The organism is Lelliottia jeotgali (genome assembly GCF_977070485.1).
Window position 1 is genome coordinate 64472 of the sequence record NZ_CDRVFO010000013.1, and the last position, 21430, is coordinate 85901.

Genomic DNA, 21430 nt, shown 5'->3' on the forward strand with positions numbered 1-21430 from the left:
CCCGCAGGCGTAACATTAGTGCACGGGCAGCCGGCCCCCTGGGAATCAGGCGTGGCCTTGCCTGCCTTGTAACAGGCTACGGTAAAGTTCGGCGTAAGAGGCGGCCATCAAAGGCGCGGTAAACACCTCTTCATAGCGCTGCAACGCCTTGGCCCCCATGGCCTGGGCCATGGCTGGGGCGTCCCACAGGCGCTGCATGGCCTGTGCGAGCGCCGTGGCATCCCGGGGCGGCACCACCAGCCCGGTCTGATCGGCCAGGTTGATGAACGTGGTACCCGAGCCCATTTCACAGGAAATCAGCGGCTTGCCATACATGGCAGCCTCCAGCAGCGAAATGCCGAACGACTCGGAGCGCAGGTGCGACGGGAACACGAAGCCGTAGCACAGCTCCAGCAGCGCGGCTTTGTCTTCATCGGGCAGCCCGCCGAGAAAGTGCACATTTTCCAAACCCAGTTCGGCTGCCTGCTGCTTGAGCTGCCCTTCAAGGAAGCCCCCGCCCATGATCGCCACTGGCAAGCCATTGAGTTTTGCGGCCTGCAGCAAATAGTCCAGGCCCTTGTAGTAGCGCAACGCACCGACGAACAGGAAAAACCGCTCACCCAAGCGCGCGCGCCAGTACGCCAGCTTTTGCGCCGATGCCTTGGGGTAAGTCGACCGGTCCAGGCCATAGGGGATGATCGAGACCTTGTCTTTGAAGCGCGTCAGCACCGGGCTATGCGCGGCATAGTTGGGCGATGAGGCGACAACTCGGTCCACGCTCTGGAAAAACCGGTGCATCAACGGCTGATAGAGCTTGAGCAACCACTTCTGCTTGACGATATCCGAGTGGTAGCTCACCACAGACGGCTTGTTCACCCGTGCCATGAAATGCACAAGGTCCATGTACGGCCAGGGGAAATGGTAATGCACGATATCCGCCTCCCTGGCCAGCTCGGTGAAGTCTTTGAGCGCCGACAGCGAGAAGCCGGTAGAGGCCAGGTGCAGGTCAAGCTTGGCGCGGTGGGCCAGGTGGTTGGCCACCGGCTGGTTGCGCGCCGCCCCGCGGTTGCTGAGGTAGAGCACTTGCGAATCGATACCCTCGGCTCGGCAACCTTCGGCGATCTGGAAAATGACCTGCTCGATACCGCCCATGGAGTCGGGGTAGTAGGTTTTGAAAAAATGCAGAACCTTGATCATTGCCCTTCCCTGACTTTGCGGTAAACCTCGAGGGTGGCTTGCGTGCAGCGCTCCCACGAAAACCCGCCGGCATGGCGCAGCCCCTGCTCTACGGCGGCCGCGCGCCAGGCTTGATCCTCAAGCCCGCGCTGCAACAGCGCCGTCAGGCCGTCCACGTCATCGGGCGCGCACATCAAGGCGGCCTGGCCTGCCACTTCAGGCAGCGACGAGCTGTTGGAACACACCACTGGCACCCCGGAGCTCATGGCTTCGAGCACGGGCAAACCGAACCCTTCGTAATGCGAGGGGAAGGTGAACAACCGGGCCCCGGCAAACAGCAACGGCAGGTCTTGGGCGGCAGCGAAACCCAGGTAACGGGCCCAGCCCTGCTGCTGCGCCTGGGCGATGCGGGCGTGGATCGCTTCGCTGCGCCAACCGTGGTAGCCGGTAAGCATCAGCGGCCAGCGCTGGCGCAGCGCCAGCGGTAACCTGCCGTAGGCGTCCAGCAAGGTTTCGATGTTCTTGCGTGGCTCGATGGTGCCCACGAACAGGCTGTAACCGCCTGGCTCCAGGCCATGACGGGCAAGGGTTTCGCGGAGCATTTCGGGGCTACGCGGGTAGAACTCCGGCGAGCTGGCCAGCGGCACCGCATGGATGCGCTCGATGGGCCAGGCAAAGTAATCGGCCAGCTCCTGACGGGTGTAATGCGAATCGGTGATCAACGCATCAGCGCGCTCCAGCGTAAGCATGAGCTCTTTTTGCAGGTAACGCGCAATCTGCGGCGCATGGCAGTGCGCCCAGGTGAACGGTGACAAGTCGTGGAAGGTCGCCACACTGCGGCCGGCGAAGGGCGGCAGGTAGTAATTGGGGCTGTGGTAGATGAATTCTTCATAGCCCTGCAACGCCCGCTTGCGCAAAAAGGGCATCAGCCGGCGATACGCTTCGACCGCCAAGGCGTTCTTCTGCACGAAACGCTTGAGGCCATGCACGGCATCGGACTGGTCCGAAGGCTGGGGCAGGCCTGGCAGGAAGCTCCGCCCGGCAAACAGCTGCAGGTCGGTGATCTCGCTACTTTTCTGCAGCCGCGACGCCAGTTCGTAGGTATAGCGCCCAATGCCGGTCAGCGGGAAGCGGATCGGCTCGACGGAAAGGATGAGCTTCATTTACCCGCAAGCATCCAACCCAGGGTTTCATCCAGTGTCGGGGTTTGCCAGCCGGGTACCAGGCTACGCAGCAGGCTGTTGTCGCCGCACAAGGTCTTGACCTCGTTGGCGCGGACAAAGGCCGGGTTCACCTGCACGTCGATCTGATGCCCGGTAATGGCCGAGCATTTAGCGATGACTTCGCGCAGCGAATGGGTTTGCCCGGAGCTGACGTTCACCGTCTGCCCCAGCGGGCGCGCTTCGATCAGCCCGCGGTAAGCCTGCACCACCGCACGTACGTCGCTGAAATCGCGCCATACGTCGAGGTTGCCCAGTTCGATGGTGCTTGCTTTGCGGCTGAAGTGCGAAACGATCTTGGGCAGCAGGAAGTTTTCTGCCTGCCCAACACCGGTGTAATTGAAGGGGCGCGTGATGACGATTGGCAGGCGGTCGAACCACAACCGCGCCATGTATTCCATGGCCAGCTTGCTGACCGCGTAATCATTGGCGGGCGCCGGCGGCGTCTGCTCGCCCAGCATCCCTTCGGAAACATTGCCATATACGTTGGCACTGCTGGCAATCAGCACACAGTCCGGTGCCTTGCCGCAGGCTGCGATGGCTTCGAGCAGGTTGCGCGTGCCTACCAGGTTGACCTGGTAGAACGCATCGGCTGCGCCGTGCCCGACAAACGCAATGGCAGCCAGATGCACGATGACATCCGGCTGCACTTCGGCCAGCAACGCACGCAGGCCCGGGCCGTCGGTAAGGTCGACCTGGTGGTAGTCCGGGGCATCCAGCACCTGGCTGCCCGTACCGACTACTTCATAGCCACTGGCTCGCAACTCGGCCGCCATGTAGCGGCCGGTGAAACCCTGAATCCCTGTGATAAGCGCGCGTTTACTGGCCATTTGCATCAGAACGAGAACCCTTTTTCGTTACGACGCAGGTCGGCTTCGACCATCATGCGGCACAGCTCTTCCAGGCTGGTTTTTGGCTCCCAACCCAGTACTTCCTTGGCCTTGGCCGGGTTGCCGATCAGCAGCTCCACTTCGGCAGGGCGGTAGAATTTCGGGTTGATCACGACCAGCACCTTGCCGGAAGCGGCGCAGGTACCCTGCTCTGCCTCGTCCTTGCCGCTCCAGTTGATTTCGATGCCGGCGGCCTTGAAGGCCATGGTAACGAAGTCACGAACGGTTTCGGTACGGTTGGTGGCCAGTACGAAGGTGTCTGGCTCGTCAACCTGCAGCATGCGCCACATGCCTTCGACGTATTCCTTGGCAAAGCCCCAGTCGCGCTTGGCGTCGAGGTTGCCCAGTTCCAGCTTGTCGAGCAGGCCGAGTTTGATCTTGGCTACCGAGTCGGTGATCTTGCGGGTCACGAACTCACGGCCGCGCAGGGGCGACTCGTGGTTGAACAGGATGCCGCTGGTGGCGAAGATGTTGTACGACTCACGGTAGTTGATGGTCATCCAGTGAGCGTACAGCTTGGCCACGCCGTAAGGGCTGCGCGGGTAGAACGGGGTGGTTTCTACCTGCGGGATTTCCTGCACCTTGCCGAACATTTCGGAGGTGGAGGCCTGGTAGAAGCGCACTTTCGGGTTGACGATGCGGATGGCTTCGAGCAGGTTGACCGCGCCCAGGCCGGTGATTTCGGCGGTGGTCAGCGGCTGTTCGAACGACACGCCAACGAAGCTTTGCGCAGCGAGGTTGTACACCTCGGTGGCTTCGGTGGTTTGCAGCAGGCGGATGCTGGCCGACAGGTCGGTGAGGTCGTACTCGACCAGGTGCAGGTTGGGGTTGGTGTGGATCCCCAGTTCCTCAATGCGCCAGAAATTGACCGAGCTGGTGCGACGGTAGGTGCCGTAGACCGTGTAGCCCTTTTCCAGCAGCAGTTCCGCCAGGTAGGCGCCGTCTTGACCAGTGATCCCAGTGACGATTGCTTTCATGCGACTTAACCAACTCCGATAGTGCCGTGCGGGCATGTGTGATTATTAGACCGGCGCGGGCTGTTCCTGCCGCGCGCACGTTAAGGTTCGATGACGGAGTATACATCTGTTGGGCGAAGTGCTCGACTCAGAAAAAGCTTGTGTTGGGTAGCGGGTAGTTTTTGCCTCGGCGGTAGGCGTGGTTGGTGGGCGCAGGTGCCTGGCGAGGGATTTTGCAGGGCCTGTGAGAGCGAGCGCCGCGCGGGCGGCGCTGGCCCCCTCCACCGCTCAATTCAGCGCAGTATCACCATCCACCGCCTTACCAGCCACGGACCGCGCAGCAGCTGCGCCATCAACACGCGCCACATCGCCACCAGGCAGGCTGGTCTCGGGCACCGGGCTCAACCACACATTCACGTTGTCCACGCTTTCCTGGTTCAACTCCCCTGCCCAGCGATTGAGCAGGAACAGGTTGGTGATGAAATCGTATTGCGACCTCAACAGATCACGCCGCGCCTTGAACTCGTTCTGTACGGCCGTCAGCACATCCACGGCGTTGACCACGCCGTAGGTGAACGCCTTTTGCGCGGCAACGCTGGACTTCTGCGCCGAGGACAAGGCATTACGGTTGGCGCGGATCTTCTCGACACTGGACTGGGCAGTGAGGTACGCCGTGGTGGTTTCTTTAACCACTTGGCGGCGCACACCTTCCATCTGCTCTTCGGCCGCCAGTTGCTCGTCATACAGCCCACGCACCCGGGCAGAGGTGGAACCGCCGCTATAGATCGGGATTTTCACCCCGAACGTGGCCACATAACTGTCGCTGCGCGGCGCCTGGGTGTTGTCGTAACCCTGGTCACTCTGCTGTGCACTCAAGCTCAGGGACAGCTGAGGATAATGCTCGCCCTTGCCCTCGCGCACAGCAGCATTGGCCGCCTCGGCGCCGCTTTGCGAAGCCTTGAGCATCGGGTTGGTTTCAACCGCCTGGGTAATCCAGCTTTGCAGCGGGCGCGTCGGCGCCTGCAGTGCCACATCATTACGCACCCGACTCAGCGGCTCGTTGATCGGCCGCCCGACAATTTCGGCCAGTGCCTCACGACTGACCTGCACCTGGTTGCGTGCGTCGACCTCTTGCGCCGCCAGCGAGTCGACACGCGCCTGCATGTCGAGCTTGTCGGTGATCTTGGCCATCTGCCGGTCGAACATCATGCTGACGCGGTCGAGGTTCTTTTGCGTGGCGCGGCGCTCGGCCTGCACCAGCGCCAGCTCATCGTCTGCCGCCAAGGCAACGAAGTAGCGCTTGGCCAGGTCGACGGTCGCTTCGGCCAAGGTATCCTCGGCCTGCTGGCCTTTCTGGGCCTTGACGCTCTTGGACTTCTGGTAACGCTCCCAGGCCGGCTTGTTGTACAGGTACTGGGTCAGGCTGAGCGAGTAGCTTTCGTTGTTATAGATGTCGCGCGACAGTTCATTCTTGCGCAACACGCGGCTGGAGTTGGCGTTGGCCGACACCTGCGGCAGCAAACCACCCAGGGCTTCACGCTGCTGCTCGGCCGCCGAACGCGCCCGGGCGTAGGCGGCCAGCACGCGGGGGTCTTCCAGGCGGGCTTCGCGGTAGAGCCCTGCGAGGTCCAGGGCGTAGGTCGATGCGGCAACACCTTTTGGCATTTCGCCCTGGGACTCCACCGCCATCGCCTGCCAGGCGGTCATGCAAATCAAAACACCAGGTAGCAAACGCAGCACAATCATTCCTCGATCAGCGATTCAGCGAACATGTTGCGCGCCGGTTTCAGCAGGTACTGCAGCATCGTGCGGTCACCTGCGTTGATCAGGACCTCGGCTGGCATGCCAGGTTGCAGCTTGCGGTTGCCGAGTTTTTTCATGCCGTCTTCACTGACTTTAACCCGGACCAGGTAGTACTGATCGCCAGTACGCTCCTCGGTGAGGCTGTCTGCCGAGATGCGGGTCAACGTGCCTTCGATAACCGGGGTGGTTGCCTGGTTGAAGGCACTGAAACGGATATCCGCCGTTTTGCCCAGTTCGAGGCGGTCGATGTCTTTGGTCGCAACCTTGGCTTCGATCACCAGCTCCGAAGAGGCCGGAACGATATCGAGCAGTGGCGTAGCCGCACTGACCACACCGCCGATGGTGTGCACCTTCATGTCCAGCACCATGCCGCTTTCGGGCGCGCGAATCACCACCCGCGACAGGCGGTCACGCAGCGCAGCTTCTTTTTCCTGCAGGTCGAACACCTGGGCCTGCACGTCAGAAAGCTCGTTGGCCACATCCGAATCGAATTTCTTCTTCAACTGCACGATCTGCAGCTCGGTTTCGCCGATCTGCAGCTTGGTCTTGGTGATGGTCGACTCATGGTCGGCCACTTCGGTCTTGAGCATGTCGAGTTTGCGCTCCTGCTCAAGCAGGCGCTGGTTGTCGACGAAGCCTTCGGCCAACAGCTCTTTGAGCTGCCTGATTTCACCGGTGTAGGACTTTTCCAGGTTGCGCTTGGTACGGATCATGTCGTTGAGGCCAGCGATCTGCTGCTTCATCTGCTCGATGCGCTCGCGGTTGACCGAGATCTCGCCTTGCAAAGAATCGTGCCGCGCCTTGAATACCTGCTGCTCACCAGCCAGGGCTTCCATGGCCCGGTCCGAATCGGTGCCGTCCATGGTTACAGGCGGGATAGCCTGCAACCCATCGCGCTCGGCGCGCAGGCGTGCTTCTTTGTAACGGGCCACGATCAGCTGGTTACGAGTGGATTCGTACTCTGCACTCAATTGCGCCTCATCCAGCACGATCAGCGGGTCACCCTGCTTGACCATGTCACCGTCACGGGCCAGCAGCTCCTTGACGATACCGCCTTCCAGGTGCTGCACGGTTTTGCGGTAGTTCTGCACAGTGACAACGCCGGAGCCGTGTACGGCATTGCTCAACGGGGCAACGGCAGCCCAGGTGCCAAAAATGCCGAAGGTAACGAAAACGATGGTCAGGCCGATGCGGCGAATACAGCGATCGGAGGTGGGCATGTCATCGAAATTGTGGTCGAACGTGCTGATTGCTTTGCTGCTCATCAAAAAATCCTTTTATGCGCCAGTGCTGGTCGTGGTAACAGGCGCAGCGGCAGGTGCCGCAGGGGGAGCCGGGCGAGGTGCGGTGGGCGCGACGGCCGGAGGTTGCGGCGCGGCCGGTTGGGCGACGCGCTGCTGGCCCTTGGCCTGCTGCGCGGCCAGCTCGGCGATGACGCGATCACGCTCGCCATACATCGAGATGGTGCCGCCAGCCATGACCAGGACGCGGTCCAGGCGCGTGAGGATGTTGGGGCGGTGCGACACGATGAACACCGTGGCGCCGGTTTCCTTGAGCTTTTGCAGGGCTACGCCCAGTGCGCGCTCGCCCACATCGTCCAGGTTGGAGTTGGGCTCATCGAGCACGATCAGGCGCGGGTTGCCATAAACGGCACGGGCAAGGCCGATGCGCTGGCGCTGGCCGCCTGAAAGGTTGACGCCGTCCTTGCCAATCACGGTGTCGTAGCCGTCCGGGAGCATCAGGATCATTTCGTGCACACCGGCCATCTGCGCAGCCTGCACCACCTTCTGCGGGTCGACCTTGTCGAAGCGGGCGATGTTTTCGCTGATGCTGCCTTCGAACAGCTCGATGTCCTGCGGCAGGTAGCCGACGTACGGGCCAAGGGCCTGCTTGTCCCAGGTCGAGATGTCGGCGCCATCCAGGCGCACCACGCCGTGCTGGGGTGGCCAGATGCCCATCAGGGCGCGCACCAGGGTGGACTTGCCCGCAGCGCTCGGGCCAACGATGCCGACGACGGAGCCGGCTGGCGCCACGAAGCTGATGCTGCGCAGTACCGGGGCCTTGGCGCCAGGGGGCGCGACAATCAGGTTTTCCACCTGGATGTGGCCTTCCGGGGCAGGCAGCGGCATGCGCTCCGGCTCTTTGTTGAGGTCGTCCATCACCTTGCTCAGGCGGTCGTACTGAACCTTGGCGGCGACGAAACCTTTCCAGCTACCGATCATCTGGTCGATGGGCGACAGCGCTCGGCCCAGCAGCAAGGAACCGGCCATCAGCAGGCCTGGGTTGATTTCGTGAGTAATCACCAGATAAGCGCCGATGGCCAGCATGATCGACTGGGACCAGGTGCGGAACGTTTTGGAAATCGAGCTGACCACCCCGCCCTTATCGCTTGCCTCGGACTGCAGCAGCATGATGTTGCGCTGACGCTTGGCCCAGCGATTCATCAGGGTTTCCAGCATGCCCATCGACTCGATGACTTCGGCATTGCGCAGGGTTTTGGTGGTGATGACGTTAGAGGCGACGTTCTCTTTGTTGGCACTGGCCAACGCCTTACCGGTCACTCGGTGGTTGACCACCGCCAAGACCGCGAGCGCTGCACCGCACCCAAGCGTCATCCAACCGAACCAAGGATGGAACAGGAACATTACCACCGTATAAATGGGAAACCATGGAGCATCGAAAAACGCAAAAAGCCCCGAGCCAGTGAAAAACTGACGCAATGCGGTCAAATCGTTCAGCGACTGCGCCGTGGCGTCCGAACCACCACTGCTCAGTGCGCGCTTGAAGCTGGCCCGATATACATCGCGGCTGAGCATCACATCCAGGCGGTTGCTGATACGCACCATGATGCGCGAGCGCACCCATTCCAGCGCACCCATGGTGGCGACCAAAACAGTAAGAATGAGAGTTAGCATCAGCAACGTTGAGGTGCTACTGGAAGGTACGACGCGCCCGGACACCTGGATCATGAAGAAGGTGGGCACCAGCATCAGCGCATTGACGAAGAAGCTGAAGAAACCGACCGAAAGGAAGCTGCTTTTACAGGCTTTGAGTGCGGTTTGCAGGTTATTTTCGGATTGTGAACTCATGGTATCCATACTGAGAAAGACAAAAGCGGCCGGCAGTGTAACACCCACCGAGATGAACGCAGCCTGCCTTATCTGAAAGCGCGGCGCATGCACAGCCGATGAACAGTATTATTTATGAAAAAACGATGACACTCGTCAATAAACCGGCATAAAAGGTTGCACGATCGTTTACTTACGCAGCAGATGGCCACCATTAATCATGAAGCCGACCAACGGCCCCTCGGCGCTGCGACAGCCTGCCACACCTAAGTTCTGACCGATAATAAATTGACGAACCGACGAATGGGTAAGATAAATTCCTGTTTTTACAGGGAAAAAATCAGAATTACAGGCTCCCCGTCACTCGCCCGATTCCTTACCATACGCCGCCTGCGATCCTTAACCCGAGGATTTAGTTCAGTTTTTCGATGAAATTTTTTTTAGCTTTGTGAGTTGACAACAATTTCACATCCCTTCATCTTCGCCCCTCGCAAGGAGCCTTTACCGGCCGCTTTAGCTGTACGCACGGGTTTGAGCAAGTTAGCTACCGGTGTTTCGTTTAAAAGGAGCTTAACAACGCCATGTCTATGCCTTCCCAGCCCCTCGATGGCTTGAAGATCAGTTCCCGCGTGACATTGCTGGAACCGGGCATGTACATCTTCCGTTATGCCTCGCAGCCGCCGGCCGACAAACCTGTGTGCATCGCGCTTCAACAAGCGCCGTTAGGCAAAGGCTCGATCGATTTCTTCCCCGCCGAGGGGGTCAGCAAGAACATGCTGACCAAACTGGGCGACACCATTGTGGCCCGGGTCAAGGGTGGCGTGACCACCGTACTGATCACCGAATACCACATGTTCGACGACGTGATCGACCCAGTCGACCTGCGCATCGACCGCATCGACACCTCGCCCGCCATCATGCGCACTTTTGCCGTGGTGGCCAGCAGCGAGCCTGCCCCAACCCTTACCGCAACCGCTGGCCCCACCGCTTTCGAGCTCACCGCGCACCTGCAACACACAGGCGAAGTGGTTTCCAGCGAAGGCCGCATCGGCACGCCCGGTAGCGACGAATTCATCGAGAGCTTCGCCATCAACTGGCCGAACAAGCCGGATGGCGTCGACCTGCTATACACCTGCATGGTGGCCGGCTCCGGCCCCAGCCGCAATGTGTCCACCGGCACCTTCGTTGGCGTGCGAGGCGAAGGCCTGCCGCTGATCTGTGCAGGCTTCAGCCTAGTCGGGCCACTGCGTAAACACTACGAATTGACAGGCCATATCGTGTTCGGCAATGCCGAGCCACAGCGCCTGCTCGCCAATCAGATGATGCATGGCCCCACCGGCAACGAGCCGTTGGTGGCGCTGCATATCGCCGTTACTCCCGTTACGAAGATGAACGCTGCCCGCTCTAAGTCTCCGTGGGAAAACTCTGCGCAACCGCAGAAACTCAGTGCAACAAGCCAACTGGCTTGAAGTAACAGGAATACACCATGCAATACGATAGCCCCGTAGCAAGCGCCGACCTGCAAGAAACACTGACCGCCGCTAACATCTCGGACACCACCGTTGAGGCCATCAGCACCCTGCTGGGCCTGGACACCGTTGAGACCGTAGGCGTTGCCGGCATCGTTGGTAGCACCGTAGTGCTGCCAACCGAAGGCGCAGTCGATGTCGTTAGCGGCGTCGTAGAAGGCGAAGAAAACGACCAGGTCGTTGTTGACCTGTCCGCTGCCGAAGCCGCTGGCGCTCGTGCATACATCCTGCAAAGCGATGCCAACCTGGTTGTCGACCTGCAAGGCCAAGCAGCTGCTCTGCCAGAAGCTCAGGTAGCTGCCCTGGCTGCTGACGTAGCTGTTACCGCTGCTGCCGACGAGCAAATCGAACTGGTACTGACCACCGGCAACGGCGATGACGTGATCACCGTCAACGGCGACCAGAACACCTTCATCGATGCAGGTGACGGCAACGACACCATCGTTACCGGCAACGGCAACAACACCGTCATCGCTGGCGCTGGCAACAACAACGTGAAGACTGGTTCGGGCAACGACACCGTTGTACTGAGCGGCAGCAACCACGCTGACATCGTCAACACCGGCGAAGGCTACGACGTTGTCCAGCTGGACGGCTCGCGTGACGACTACAGCTTCGCCACCGGCAACAACTTCAACGTGAACCTGACCGGCAACCAGACTGCCGCCATCAGCAACGCTGAAATCCTGACCTTCGTCGACGGTGAAACCGTTGAAACCGTAGCCCTGGCCCACAACGACGCAGAAGCTGCTGCCCTGCGCCTGTACCAAGGCATCCTGGACCGCGACGCAGACGTTGAAGGCGCCAAGTTCTTCACCGGCTTCGTCAACAACGGTGGTTCGCTGACCGACGTTGCCAACGCCTTCCTGAGCTCTTCGGAGTTCGCTGGCGTGAACAACGCTGCTGACGTCAACGACCTGTACCAAGCCCTGCTGGGCCGTACTGCCGACGACGCCGGTGCTGATGCCTGGACTTCGCTGCTGGCCAACGGCGGCTCCCTGGCTGACGTCGCTGCTGCCATCTCGGTTTCGGCCGAAGCGCAGGCACTGGACGAGTCCAACGGCACCTTCGTTGAAAACCTGTACGAAGCTGCTCTGGGCCGCGAAGCCGACGAAGCTGGCCTGCAGAACTGGGTATCCCAGCTGTTCAACGGCGCAAGCCGTGCCGAGATCGCTCAGTCGATCGTAGGTTCTGCTGAAGCTGCCTCGAAAGCCAACGCCGACTTCATCGATTCGCTGTACCAGTCCGCTCTGGACCGTACTGCTGATGACGCTGGTAAAGCGCACTGGGCTGCACAGCTGGAAGCTGGCGCTTCGCAAGCAGACGTTGCCATCGGCATCGTTGGTTCCGCCGAAGCTGTTGCAAACAACGACAACGTCGTTGTACTGCACGGCCAGGTGTAACTAGCCCTGCTGTAGCCAGGCATACACTCCGCCGCAAGGCGGGGTGCATGCAAAAGGGGGCGACTTTAGGGTCGCCCCTCTTTTTATTTTTTGTAGCCAAGCCAAGCTTATGTCCAGACACCTCGACCATGGGCGAGAAACGCTCATGGACATGTTCCACCGCCATCGCCAAGCCAACGAGCAGGGCCTAGCGGCTGCTGCACTCGAGCGTGCCATGCAAACCGCCGAGTACCGGCCGGAAGCGCTGGTGTGGAAAGGCATCGCGGCATTGCCGCAAACGCCTGAGCTGGCCTTTTTATTTTTTGCCAATGCCGCCAAGGCGCTACCCGACCGGGCCGACATCCACGCCCTGATCGGCCGCAGCCTGCTGGCGCAAAACCACTTCCAACTCGCCACGCGCTACCTGACCACGGCGTGGAAAACCCAGCCCAACGACCTCGCCCTGCGCATGACGCTGTGGCAAGCACGCAGCCAATCGGAAACCCCCGCCGAACTGCGCCGCATGGTGCTTGCCCACCTGCCTGACATTCACACCGGCAAGGAACTGGCACAGGTGCTTAGGCTGCTGGCCGCGCAACCTGATGCGCCCGGCACAGTCGGCGTGGTGCGTTACCTGCCCGAGCAGCGGGAGATACAAGGTTGGGCCATAGACCTGACCAACCTGCAGGCACCGGTAGCGCTGAAAATCGAAGCCAACGGCAAGCAGTTCGACACCCAGGCCACAGCCCAGCACCCGTTGCTGAGCGCCGCTGGGCTGCCTGCCACCCACGGCGGCTTGCGAGTGAGCGTGCCAAACCCGACTGCGGCAGTACACCTGCGCTTCGCCAACGGCACTGCCCTGCTTGGCAGCCCCGTCTTCGCGATGCCGGCATTCGTGCCGCCCGCCAGCGTGAACGGCGGCGGCGAACAACAGCCGGTCGACGTGCTGATCCCCGTGTATGACGGCCTCAACGAAACCCTGGAATGCATCAACAGCGCACTGGATGCGCGCAAGCTCAACCGCACCGCGCACCGGCTGGTGGTGATCGAAGACCACACGCCCGTTCCCGCCCTGGCCAAAGCACTGAAAGTGCTGGCCGCCAAAGGCAAAATCACCCTGGTGCACAATGCCGTGAACCTGGGGTTTATCCGCAGCATGAACCGCGCCATGGCCCTGAGCCCGAACAAGGACGTGGTGTGGCTGAACGCCGATACCCGCGTGCATGGGGCATGGCTCGACCGCCTGCGCCAGGTGGCCTACAGCGATGCCAGCATTGCCTCGGTGACACCGTTCACCAACAATGGCGAGTTGATGAGCTTCCCGCAAAGCCGGGTGAGCCACGCCATGCCCAGCGCCAAGGCGCAAGCCGAACTGGATGACCTGGCCCGCCAAACAGACAGCCCGCCAATCGAAATCGAGACGGGCTGTGGCTTTTGCCTGTACATCAAGCGCGAGGCACTGGACCAGGTAGGCTACCTGGACGAAGTGCATCTTGCGCGCGGCTACGGCGAAGAAACCGACTGGTGCCTGCGCGCCCGCGAGCACGGCTGGCGGCACATGGGCGCGCCCAATGTGTTCGTGGCGCACCAGGGCGGCATCTCGTTCGGCGCCGAAAAGGCCCTGCGCGTGGCCCACAACAACGCCATTCTGCGCAAACGCTACCCAGACGCCTCCGCCCGCTACAACACCTTCTGCCTGCGTGACCCGATCAAATCGGCCCGCCAAGCACTACAAAAAGCGCGCCTAGCCAAGCTGGCCAGCCTAACCCCCGATGCCCGCCAAGCCCACTGGCCAACCCAAACCCGCGAGCCCTCTGTAGGAGCCGGCTTGCCGGCGATGAGGCCCTCAGCCGCCCCATCCCCCCTCAAGCAATGCACAACATCAGGGCCCGGCCAAACGCTGCACATCCACAACGGCTCACACAGCGACGCGGCATTCAACCTCGCCTGGCGCCATGAGCACCATCGCACCTGGGCGACCCTGCAAGCCCCGCTGCAGCCACTGCCCTTGAGCCTGGACTTCGAACTGCCCGGCGAATACCCCCAGCTGGTCGAGGCGCTGCGCCTGCTGCCGCTGAACGGTATCGCTTACCAGCAACTGGCGCGCTGCCCTGCCACCCTATGTGAGCTGCCTGCCATTCTGGGCATGCCCTACAGCATCATCTGCCGCGACAGCCGGCTGCTGAGCCAGGATGAAGCCTTCGATTGGCAGCATTTCGCACACAAAGCCGCAAACGTGCAGCTGCCATGGCAAGCCTTGCACCGCGACTACGCCAAGGCCCTACCCAAGGCGAACCTCGTATCGCCAGCCCCAACCGAACGCCAACCGATTGCGGCAGATACGCCACGCGTGCTGCTGATTGGCGATAGCCTCAGCAACCCGGCCATTGCCCAACGCTGGCTGGCCCTGGCCCGGCAGATCATCCGCGAACAGTTGCCACTGGTGTTACTGGCCAAAAACGACAGCCCCTGGCTGAAGGCACTCCAGGCCACAGGCACAGTGCACCGCTTGCCGTCGCTGGAGGGCTTCAGCCTGGCAGAACGCGGCCGCGCAGCGGGCTGCGCCGGCGTGCTGAGCCTGGATGACGCCCCAGGTGCCGACTGGCAGGCAGCGCTGCTGGCCGACGAACTGGCCGCCCCGCTGTTTGCGAGCCTTAGCCCGCTGGCCGCCGAGGCCGGCGCGAGCCCAATCACTTCCCTACCCTTTTCACTGAGCCAAGCCTGATGACTCAAGACCTCTTGGAAAAGCCCCAGGCGGGCCAGCAACCCGTCCAACTTACCGGTTACACCGGTGCCATCATTGGCCTGCAAGGTGATGTGCTGCAAGGCTGGGCAATTGATACCGCCCAGCCGGAGCTGCGCCCGGTGGTGGAAGTGGTTATCGACGGCGCGACTATCGCCTTGGCGCGTGCCGACCAATACGAACCACTCGCCCCGCTGGGTGACCAGTTCCACGGTTTCACCATTCAGTTGCGCAAAAGCTGGCTGGACGAAGCGCGACTGATCACGGCGCGTATCGCCAACCAGGCATTCGAGCTGGAAGGCCAGGTACACCTGCCCGCCGCGCCCAGCCAGGAAACTTCGGCCATTACCTCGCAGGTGTGGCATACCGGTGGCCTGCGCGTCGGTGGTTGGTCATGGGACCCGCAATCGCCACGCCGTCATGTTGAAGTGACTGTGCGCGAAGGTAACAAGGTCATCTGCACTGCGACCTGCAATGTGCATAACCAGGCACTGGCGTATCGCGATACCAGCGACCATGGCTTTGCCATTGACCTACCGTGGGAGTTGGCCGATGGCAAGGTGCATGTGCTGGATGTAGTCGATGATCGCGGGCAACCGCTTGCCGGCAGTCCAATACGCCTGTGCTGCTGGCCGGAAGGGGTAGAGGGTTTGATTCGGCAGCTGGATGCGAAGCAGGATCCGGCAACCATCGCCCTGCTCACTGAAGTGGCCAAAGAGCAGTCAATGCGCTTGCCTAAAAGTGCAGGGTGGCATCTTTACCCGCAGTGGTTCGAGGCGTTTCAGCGCCTGGAAGGCCTGGAAAAGCCTGCCATGCAAGGCAAGGTCGGCTTGCTGATCATCAGCGAAGGGGATTGCGCGCAGGAAAAGGCCAGCCTTGAAAGCCTGGGTACTGACCGTGCAAACGTACATCAAGTCGCCATCGCCTCCCCTACCGATTTGGCACCCGCTGTGCAGCAACTGTTGGCAGAGGGTTGCGATCGCATTCTACCTTTGGCGGCAGGTGATCGCTTGGCCCCGTTTGCGCTCGCGCACCTTTGTGCATTGCTGGACGATGGCAGTGCCTGGGCATTTGCAGACTGCGACCGTGACGGCCCACAGGGTGAGCGCAGCCTCCCTTGGCTAAAGCCCGTGTGGGACATTGACCTGTTCATCGGTGCGGATATTTTCACGCCAGGAGCGGTATTCGGCGCAGACATCATCAAACAGGCACTGAAGCTGCTGACAGTGCGCGCCGAACAATCAGCGGTAGGCTGGCAAGACCTGGTTGCAGCAATTGCATTGGCTACCCAAGAGAACAACGCGAGTGTGGTGCACTTGCCCCGAGTGCTTTACCACCGTAACAACAATGCGCCAGCCAGCCCTGAGCAGGCAGAGCCATCAGCCGAACGACTGCGTGCCATCGAGTGGCTCTGCCAAGAATTGGCCCCTGGTACAACAGTGAGCCGTGTAGAGGACTACCCTGCACTGCTAAGGGCGCATTGGCCACTACCAGAGCAACTGCCGCGGGTGAGCTTGATCGTACCCACCCGCGACCAGTTCAAGCTATTGCGCGCGTGTGTTGAAGGGTTGTTGAACGACACTGACTATCCAAACATGGAAATCATTGTTGTCGACAATGACTCGAGCGACCCCGATACCTTGTCTTATTTCGAGGATATCAAGGCGCGCGGCGTGACCGTACTGGCACACCCCTACCCGTTCAACTATTCGACCATCAATAATCGTGCGGCGAGCATTGCTACGGGTGAGGTGATCGGCCTCGTGAACAATGACATCGAGGTTATTGACAGCAATTGGCTCAAGGAAATGCTTGCTCAACTGTTCCGCCCAGGGGTTGGCGCTGTGGGTGCGAAGCTGTTGTGGCCAAACCGCATGGTGCAACATGGCGGCGTAGTAGTAGGGGTAAATGGCCTAGCGGCGCATACAGGCAATAATCTGGAGCAGCGTGACGCTGGCTATCTGGGGATGAACCAGATTGTACGTAGACAGAGCGCAGTGACCGCGGCATGTCTCTTGCTAAAGAAATCGGTGTTTGACTCGGTCTGTGGCTTGGACGAGCGCGCTTTTCCTGTCGCTTTCAACGATGTAGATCTTTGTTTACGGATTCAACAGCAAGGCTTGCATATGGTCTGGAGCGCATTTGCGCAGTTGGTTCATGCCGAATCAGCTAGCCGAGGAAAAGATCAAACGCCAGAAAAACGCGCACGAGCACAACGGGAACAGGATCAGTTCATTGAAAGATGGTTTAGGTTCTGGGCATCCGATAGCTACTATCACCCAGCCCTGAGCATGGATTATCTCAGCGGCCCTTACGGTGGATTGGCATTGCCCCCGGCGGAAGGCAGGTGCACTGTACAATCTAAAGTGACTAACGAAATCGCCGACCGCCAAGCCTAATAAAACACTCTTGACGAGAGACAATCTAAAGCTGCGCCTGACCAAATGTGGAGCAAGGGCACTTCCCAAAGGATTTGAATGATGAAAAAAACAATTTTGGTAACCGGAGGAGCAGGTTACATAGGTTCCCACGCCGTGCTAGCGCTTCTGGAAAGCGGGCACGCGGTCGTGGTACTTGATAACCTTGATAACAGCCTGCCTGCCGCCTTGGATCATGTAGAAATGATTTGTGGCGAGAGCCCAGACTTTGTGAAAGGCGACATCCGGGATAGTTTTCTTCTCGATCAAATTTTCAAGGAATACAACATTGATTCGGTATTCCACTTTGCGGGCTTAAAAGCGGTCGGAGAGAGTGTAAAGGAACCATTGAAGTACTACGAAAACAATGTGAGCGGGACCCTAAACCTGCTCAAATGCATGGCAAAGCATAATGTTTTCAATTTCGTATTCAGCTCTTCGGCCACTGTTTATGGTGAGCCGTCAACTATGCCTATCAACGAAAAAACAAAGTTAGCCCGCCCAACAAATCCCTATGGACGCACAAAGCGGATTATCGAGGATATGCTTAAGGACCTCAGCGAGTCAGATACCCGCTGGAATATTGCATTGCTGCGCTACTTTAATCCAATCGGTGCACATGAGAGCGGTCAGTTGGGTGAGCACCCACAAGGCGTTCCAAATAACTTACTGCCCTACATTAGCCAGGTAGCCATCGGCAACCTGAAGGAACTCAAAGTTTTCGGCAACGACCATGCCACACCAGACGGCACAGGAGTCAGAGATTACATCCATGTTGTTGACCTCGCAGATGGACATCTGAAAGCGTTGAACTACATATGCCTCAACAAAGGTCTTCACGTATGGAACCTCGGAACCGGCGTGGGTTACAGCGTAATCGAGATCATAAAATCCTTTGAGAAAGTAACAGGAAAAACCATCCCTCACTGTTTTGTAGGTCGACGCGCAGGTGACGTAGCGGAATCTTGGTCCGACCCGAGTAAGGCAAAGAAAGAGTTGAACTGGGTGGCCACGCGAAATCTAGAAGACATGATCCGCGATACATGGCGCTGGCAAGCCAATTATCCAGCCGGCTACCCCCAAAAACCAGCCGCCAGAATCCTATAAATATTCACCTTAGGGAAAAACCAGTGAACAGTGAAACCGTGGCCCCTGAGCCTAAGCAGTCAAAAGCATTACCCAGCGTACCTGTTGTGCTCCAAGATATTAGGACGCAGCCAGTCACGCTGACCAGTAAAAATGGTTCAAAGAGCTTAATCATCAAACTTGATGAGGTCGTGCAATCGGGTATCAATATTCGCTTGAACCTGTGGGCATCTCAGCCTGGACTGCAGTTCTGCCTGGCCACTGCCGACAAAGCTATCCCATGCAAAATCAGCGAAGTCTCTCGCCCGGACGTAACAGCATCATTTGGGAGTAAATCAGACATCTTAGCTTCGGGATATACTGTGACAGCAGAGTTAACGAAGCTAATTACAAAAGATGTCTATCTGACGTTTAGCCTCGAAGGCACCCTCTACGTTTACAAACTCCCACTGAGAAAAAGTTTTGCCGACTCGTGGAATATCGCCGACCTCGGACAAGAAGCGTCAAATAAGTCTAAAGCACACATTGACCTTTGCGGCGCGATTCCAGGTAAAGTTGGTGCGCTGGCTGGTTGGAGCGTAGCTAAACCTGGTGTTAAACTCTGGCTAGTAGATACTAAGGGCAATAAAAAAGACCTTTCAACCTGCCTGCGGTATCACCGTAATGATGTCGCAAAACTATTCCGAAATGAATTCTCCACTCAGATCTATGCGGGTTTCGTTACTGACTGGCCTTACCCTCAGGAACCCGGCGACCAAATCGCAGTTGTAGAAGAACACGCTGGCCAGTTCACGATGGCGACCATCAGCCCTTGGACTGTAGTTGCAGATGACCCCGTAAGCTACGCTGAATTTTCTTTCAAACTGGCAACACCGGCACAAGACTTCGACACCCGCCTGAACAGCTGGGAGGGTGATGTTGTCAATTCCCTCATTTTCGAGAAAAACCTTGAGAACCAGCGCAACGACCAGCCAGCAAGCATCTGGCGGTTTGGCGGTTTGGCGCACGAAAACGTTAAGACAAGCCTCATTATCCCGCTTTACGGCCGCTGGGATTTTGTGGAGCATCAATTGAGTGCTTTCGCTAAAGACCCAGTTTTCAAAAAAGAAGCTGAAATTGTCTATGTTATTGATGACCCTGCGCTGATCAACGCTTTCGTTAACGAGGCCGAGTCTCTCTTCAAGCTCTACCAGGTCCCATTCTGTATTGTTTGGGGCCATCGCAACAGAGGCTTCTCTGGTGCTAACAACCTAGGCGTGAAGCACTCGCTCGGCAATACCCTGGTCCTTTTAAACAGTGATGTATTCCCACGACACACGGGGTGGGTCGAAAGCCTTACTCAAATTCTTGATAGTAATCCCGATTACGGAATGATTGGTCCCAAGCTCCTGTTCCCCGACGGCAGCATTCAGCACTGTGGGATGCAGTTTATTTTTTCGGAAAGCTGGAACGTTTGGCTTAACAAACATCCATTGGCAGGCCTTGACCCAATTCTTGATCAAGCTGTGGGGCTTACTGAAAAACCCGCAATTACTGGCGCATGTGTAGCTATTAAGCGAAGCACCTACGAGCAGATTGAAGGGCTTGACGAAGGGTATTTGATTGGCGATTTTGAAGATTCAGACCTGTGTCTGAAGGTCCATACGGAGGGCTTAAAAGTTGGCTACGTGCCCTCTGTAACACTCACCCATCTCGAGCGGCAATCTTTTACCTTGCTTGGAGATGTTTCTTACAGAACTCTTGTAGTCAGGTTCAATGCTTGGCGCCACACAAAAAAATGGGGCAAACAAATTGAACAGATCATGAATAAGTTTAAGTCGGAGTAACACAATGAGCAAAGAACGCATTTTAGTGCTAGCACATGGTCACCCCGACTTCAATTTAGGCGGGGGAGAAATTGCCGCCTATAACTTGTTCAAGGCATTCAAAAAAGATAGTAACGTGGAGAAGGCCTGGTTCATAGGGCGGGTGGATCGTGGCAACGGTCCTACCGGAAGCTTCAGCCTACGACGGGAAGATGAATATCTGTGGGAGCAATCTCTGGGTAACTCCTTCCTCATAAAAGCTGCGAACGCACATGCGGTTTGGCACAATTTTCGTGCAATGATTGCGGCGCTCAAGCCCACAAAAATTTTCGCTCATCACTACTTCCACTTGGGTCTTGAGTACTTCAGGATCATCAAGCAAGAGCTACCTGATGCGCAATTGATCGTCACGCTCCATGAGTATATGGCCATATGCCACCAGCAGGGTCAGATGGTAAAAGCCGGTAGCAAAAAACTTTGCTACGAATCTTCCCTCGATGATTGCCATCGGTGCATCCCTGCGTTCAGTAGAGAACAGTTCTGGCTACGCGAAATGTTCATCAAGGAACACTTTGAGTTCGTTGACCACTTTGTTTCTCCCTCGGAATTCCTACGCCAGCGCTATATAGCTTGGGGCATTGCCCCTGAGAAAATTACCGTTATTGAAAACGGGCAAGAGGAAGCTGAGCCGCTGCCAGCAAGAGCAACGACATCGCTTCGAAACCGGTTCGGTTTCTTTGGGCAGATCAATGAGTTCAAAGGAGCTGATTTGCTGCTTGAGGCTATCACCAGGCTCACGCCTAAACAGAGAAAGAAAATTGTGGTTGAGTTCCACGGAGCCAACCTTGAGCACCAGTCCCAAGAGTTCCAAAATAAGATTAACCACTTGATGCAACCTCTCATCGCGGAAGGTTGTGTGCGTTGGGCCGGCCCGTACCAGGCTTCACAATTGAAGAGCAGACTTTCTAAAGTCGATTGGGTGCTTGTTCCCTCAATCTGGTGGGAGAACTCTCCGATGGTCATTCAAGAGGCCTTTATCTACGGGCGGCCGGTGATTTGTGCGAACATCGGTGGCATGGCCGAGAAGGTTACCCACGGCATTAATGGACTGCATTTTGAGGCACGCAATTCAATAGACCTCGCCGATACATTGCTGGAAGCAGCGACTACGGAGGGGTTGTGGGAAATTTTGCAAGAAGGCATTGTAAGCCCCATTAGCTACACGCAATGTGCCAGAGAACATCTTGCTATCGTAGCCAATACCAACAACAGCACAGCCCTTGAGCAGCAGTCGGTCTCTGCATAGAAAGTTACAGCCTGAAAGCGAAACGACTTTTGTCGTTTCGCTAAAGTCACGCGTCGTGCGGGGATTAACT

Annotated in this window: 14 protein-coding genes; 7 read left to right on the forward strand and 7 right to left on the reverse strand. The window is 58.3% G+C overall.

What is annotated here, in order from left to right:
• Positions 1-45: 45 nt before the first annotated feature.
• From ACW4TB_RS19215 to ACW4TB_RS19245, 7 genes are all read right to left on the reverse strand, one after another.
• On the reverse strand, positions 46-1176 hold the full coding sequence (locus ACW4TB_RS19215; RefSeq protein WP_012313323.1) for a glycosyltransferase family 4 protein: 1131 nt from the start codon (positions 1174-1176) through the stop codon (positions 46-48).
• Entirely contained in the window at positions 1173-2318 is a 1146-nt protein-coding gene (locus tag ACW4TB_RS19220) for a glycosyltransferase family 4 protein (RefSeq protein WP_196997662.1), read from the reverse strand. Before ACW4TB_RS19220 ends, ACW4TB_RS19215 begins: the two co-directional genes overlap by 4 nt.
• Positions 2315-3205 carry a GDP-mannose 4,6-dehydratase gene (locus ACW4TB_RS19225; protein ID WP_455843057.1) on the reverse strand — a complete coding sequence of 297 codons (891 nt, stop codon included), beginning with the start codon at positions 3203-3205 and terminating at the stop codon, positions 2315-2317. Before ACW4TB_RS19225 ends, ACW4TB_RS19220 begins: the two co-directional genes overlap by 4 nt.
• 5 nt (positions 3206-3210) lie before the next feature.
• On the reverse strand, positions 3211-4242 hold the full coding sequence (gene gmd / locus ACW4TB_RS19230; protein WP_196997660.1) for a GDP-mannose 4,6-dehydratase: 1032 nt from the start codon (positions 4240-4242) through the stop codon (positions 3211-3213).
• A gap of 267 nt (positions 4243-4509) precedes the next feature.
• Entirely contained in the window at positions 4510-5928 is a 1419-nt protein-coding gene (locus tag ACW4TB_RS19235; protein ID WP_455843050.1) for a TolC family outer membrane protein, read from the reverse strand.
• A 35-nt stretch (positions 5929-5963) separates the two neighbouring features.
• Positions 5964-7289: an HlyD family type I secretion periplasmic adaptor subunit gene (locus ACW4TB_RS19240; RefSeq protein ID WP_455828478.1), complete on the reverse strand. Its 1326-nt coding sequence runs from the start codon at positions 7287-7289 to the stop codon at positions 5964-5966.
• A 12-nt stretch (positions 7290-7301) separates the two neighbouring features.
• Complete coding sequence (locus ACW4TB_RS19245; RefSeq protein WP_196997657.1) at positions 7302-9113, reverse strand: type I secretion system permease/ATPase; 1812 nt, start codon at positions 9111-9113, stop codon at positions 7302-7304.
• A gap of 560 nt (positions 9114-9673) precedes the next feature.
• Here ACW4TB_RS19245 and ACW4TB_RS19250 point away from each other — a divergent pair.
• The 7 genes from ACW4TB_RS19250 (at position 9674) to ACW4TB_RS19280 (ending at position 21360) form a co-directional block, all read left to right on the forward strand.
• Positions 9674-10561 (forward strand): hypothetical protein, encoded by an 888-nt coding sequence (locus ACW4TB_RS19250; RefSeq protein WP_455843051.1) that lies wholly within the window; start codon positions 9674-9676, stop codon positions 10559-10561.
• 17 nt (positions 10562-10578) lie between these two features.
• The gene (locus ACW4TB_RS19255; RefSeq protein ID WP_279931310.1) at positions 10579-12024 is read left to right on the forward strand and encodes a DUF4214 domain-containing protein; all 1446 of its coding nucleotides are present in this window, start codon (positions 10579-10581) and stop codon (positions 12022-12024) included.
• 145 nt (positions 12025-12169) lie between these two features.
• Positions 12170-14728 (forward strand): glycosyltransferase family 2 protein, encoded by a 2559-nt coding sequence (locus ACW4TB_RS19260; protein ID WP_279931500.1) that lies wholly within the window; start codon positions 12170-12172, stop codon positions 14726-14728.
• Positions 14728-17145 carry a glycosyltransferase family 2 protein gene (locus tag ACW4TB_RS19265; protein WP_279931312.1) on the forward strand — a complete coding sequence of 806 codons (2418 nt, stop codon included), beginning with the start codon at positions 14728-14730 and terminating at the stop codon, positions 17143-17145. Before ACW4TB_RS19260 ends, ACW4TB_RS19265 begins: the two co-directional genes overlap by 1 nt.
• A gap of 78 nt (positions 17146-17223) precedes the next feature.
• Positions 17224-18270: a UDP-glucose 4-epimerase GalE gene (gene galE, locus ACW4TB_RS19270; protein ID WP_455843052.1), complete on the forward strand. Its 1047-nt coding sequence runs from the start codon at positions 17224-17226 to the stop codon at positions 18268-18270.
• 23 nt (positions 18271-18293) lie between these two features.
• The gene (locus tag ACW4TB_RS19275; RefSeq protein ID WP_279931315.1) at positions 18294-20075 is read left to right on the forward strand and encodes a glycosyltransferase; all 1782 of its coding nucleotides are present in this window, start codon (positions 18294-18296) and stop codon (positions 20073-20075) included.
• Between the two features lie 4 nt (positions 20076-20079).
• Positions 20080-21360 (forward strand): glycosyltransferase family 4 protein, encoded by a 1281-nt coding sequence (locus tag ACW4TB_RS19280; protein WP_115272919.1) that lies wholly within the window; start codon positions 20080-20082, stop codon positions 21358-21360.
• Positions 21361-21430: the final 70 nt, after the last annotated feature.

Coding starts and splice junctions, on each gene's coding strand:
- ACW4TB_RS19240 (WP_455828478.1), bottom strand. CDS start 7,289: ATGAGCAGCAAAGCAATCAGCACGTTCGACCACAATTTCGATGACATG.
- ACW4TB_RS19220 (WP_196997662.1), bottom strand. CDS start 2,318: ATGAAGCTCATCCTTTCCGTCGAGCCGATCCGCTTCCCGCTGACCGGC.
- ACW4TB_RS19225 (WP_455843057.1), bottom strand. CDS start 3,205: ATGGCCAGTAAACGCGCGCTTATCACAGGGATTCAGGGTTTCACCGGC.
- gmd (WP_196997660.1), bottom strand. CDS start 4,242: ATGAAAGCAATCGTCACTGGGATCACTGGTCAAGACGGCGCCTACCTG.
- ACW4TB_RS19260 (WP_279931500.1), top strand. CDS start 12,170: ATGGACATGTTCCACCGCCATCGCCAAGCCAACGAGCAGGGCCTAGCG.
- ACW4TB_RS19250 (WP_455843051.1), top strand. CDS start 9,674: ATGTCTATGCCTTCCCAGCCCCTCGATGGCTTGAAGATCAGTTCCCGC.
- ACW4TB_RS19215 (WP_012313323.1), bottom strand. CDS start 1,176: ATGATCAAGGTTCTGCATTTTTTCAAAACCTACTACCCCGACTCCATG.
- ACW4TB_RS19255 (WP_279931310.1), top strand. CDS start 10,579: ATGCAATACGATAGCCCCGTAGCAAGCGCCGACCTGCAAGAAACACTG.
- ACW4TB_RS19235 (WP_455843050.1), bottom strand. CDS start 5,928: ATGACCGCCTGGCAGGCGATGGCGGTGGAGTCCCAGGGCGAAATGCCA.
- galE (WP_455843052.1), top strand. CDS start 17,224: ATGATGAAAAAAACAATTTTGGTAACCGGAGGAGCAGGTTACATAGGT.
- ACW4TB_RS19265 (WP_279931312.1), top strand. CDS start 14,728: ATGACTCAAGACCTCTTGGAAAAGCCCCAGGCGGGCCAGCAACCCGTC.
- ACW4TB_RS19280 (WP_115272919.1), top strand. CDS start 20,080: ATGAGCAAAGAACGCATTTTAGTGCTAGCACATGGTCACCCCGACTTC.
- ACW4TB_RS19245 (WP_196997657.1), bottom strand. CDS start 9,113: ATGAGTTCACAATCCGAAAATAACCTGCAAACCGCACTCAAAGCCTGT.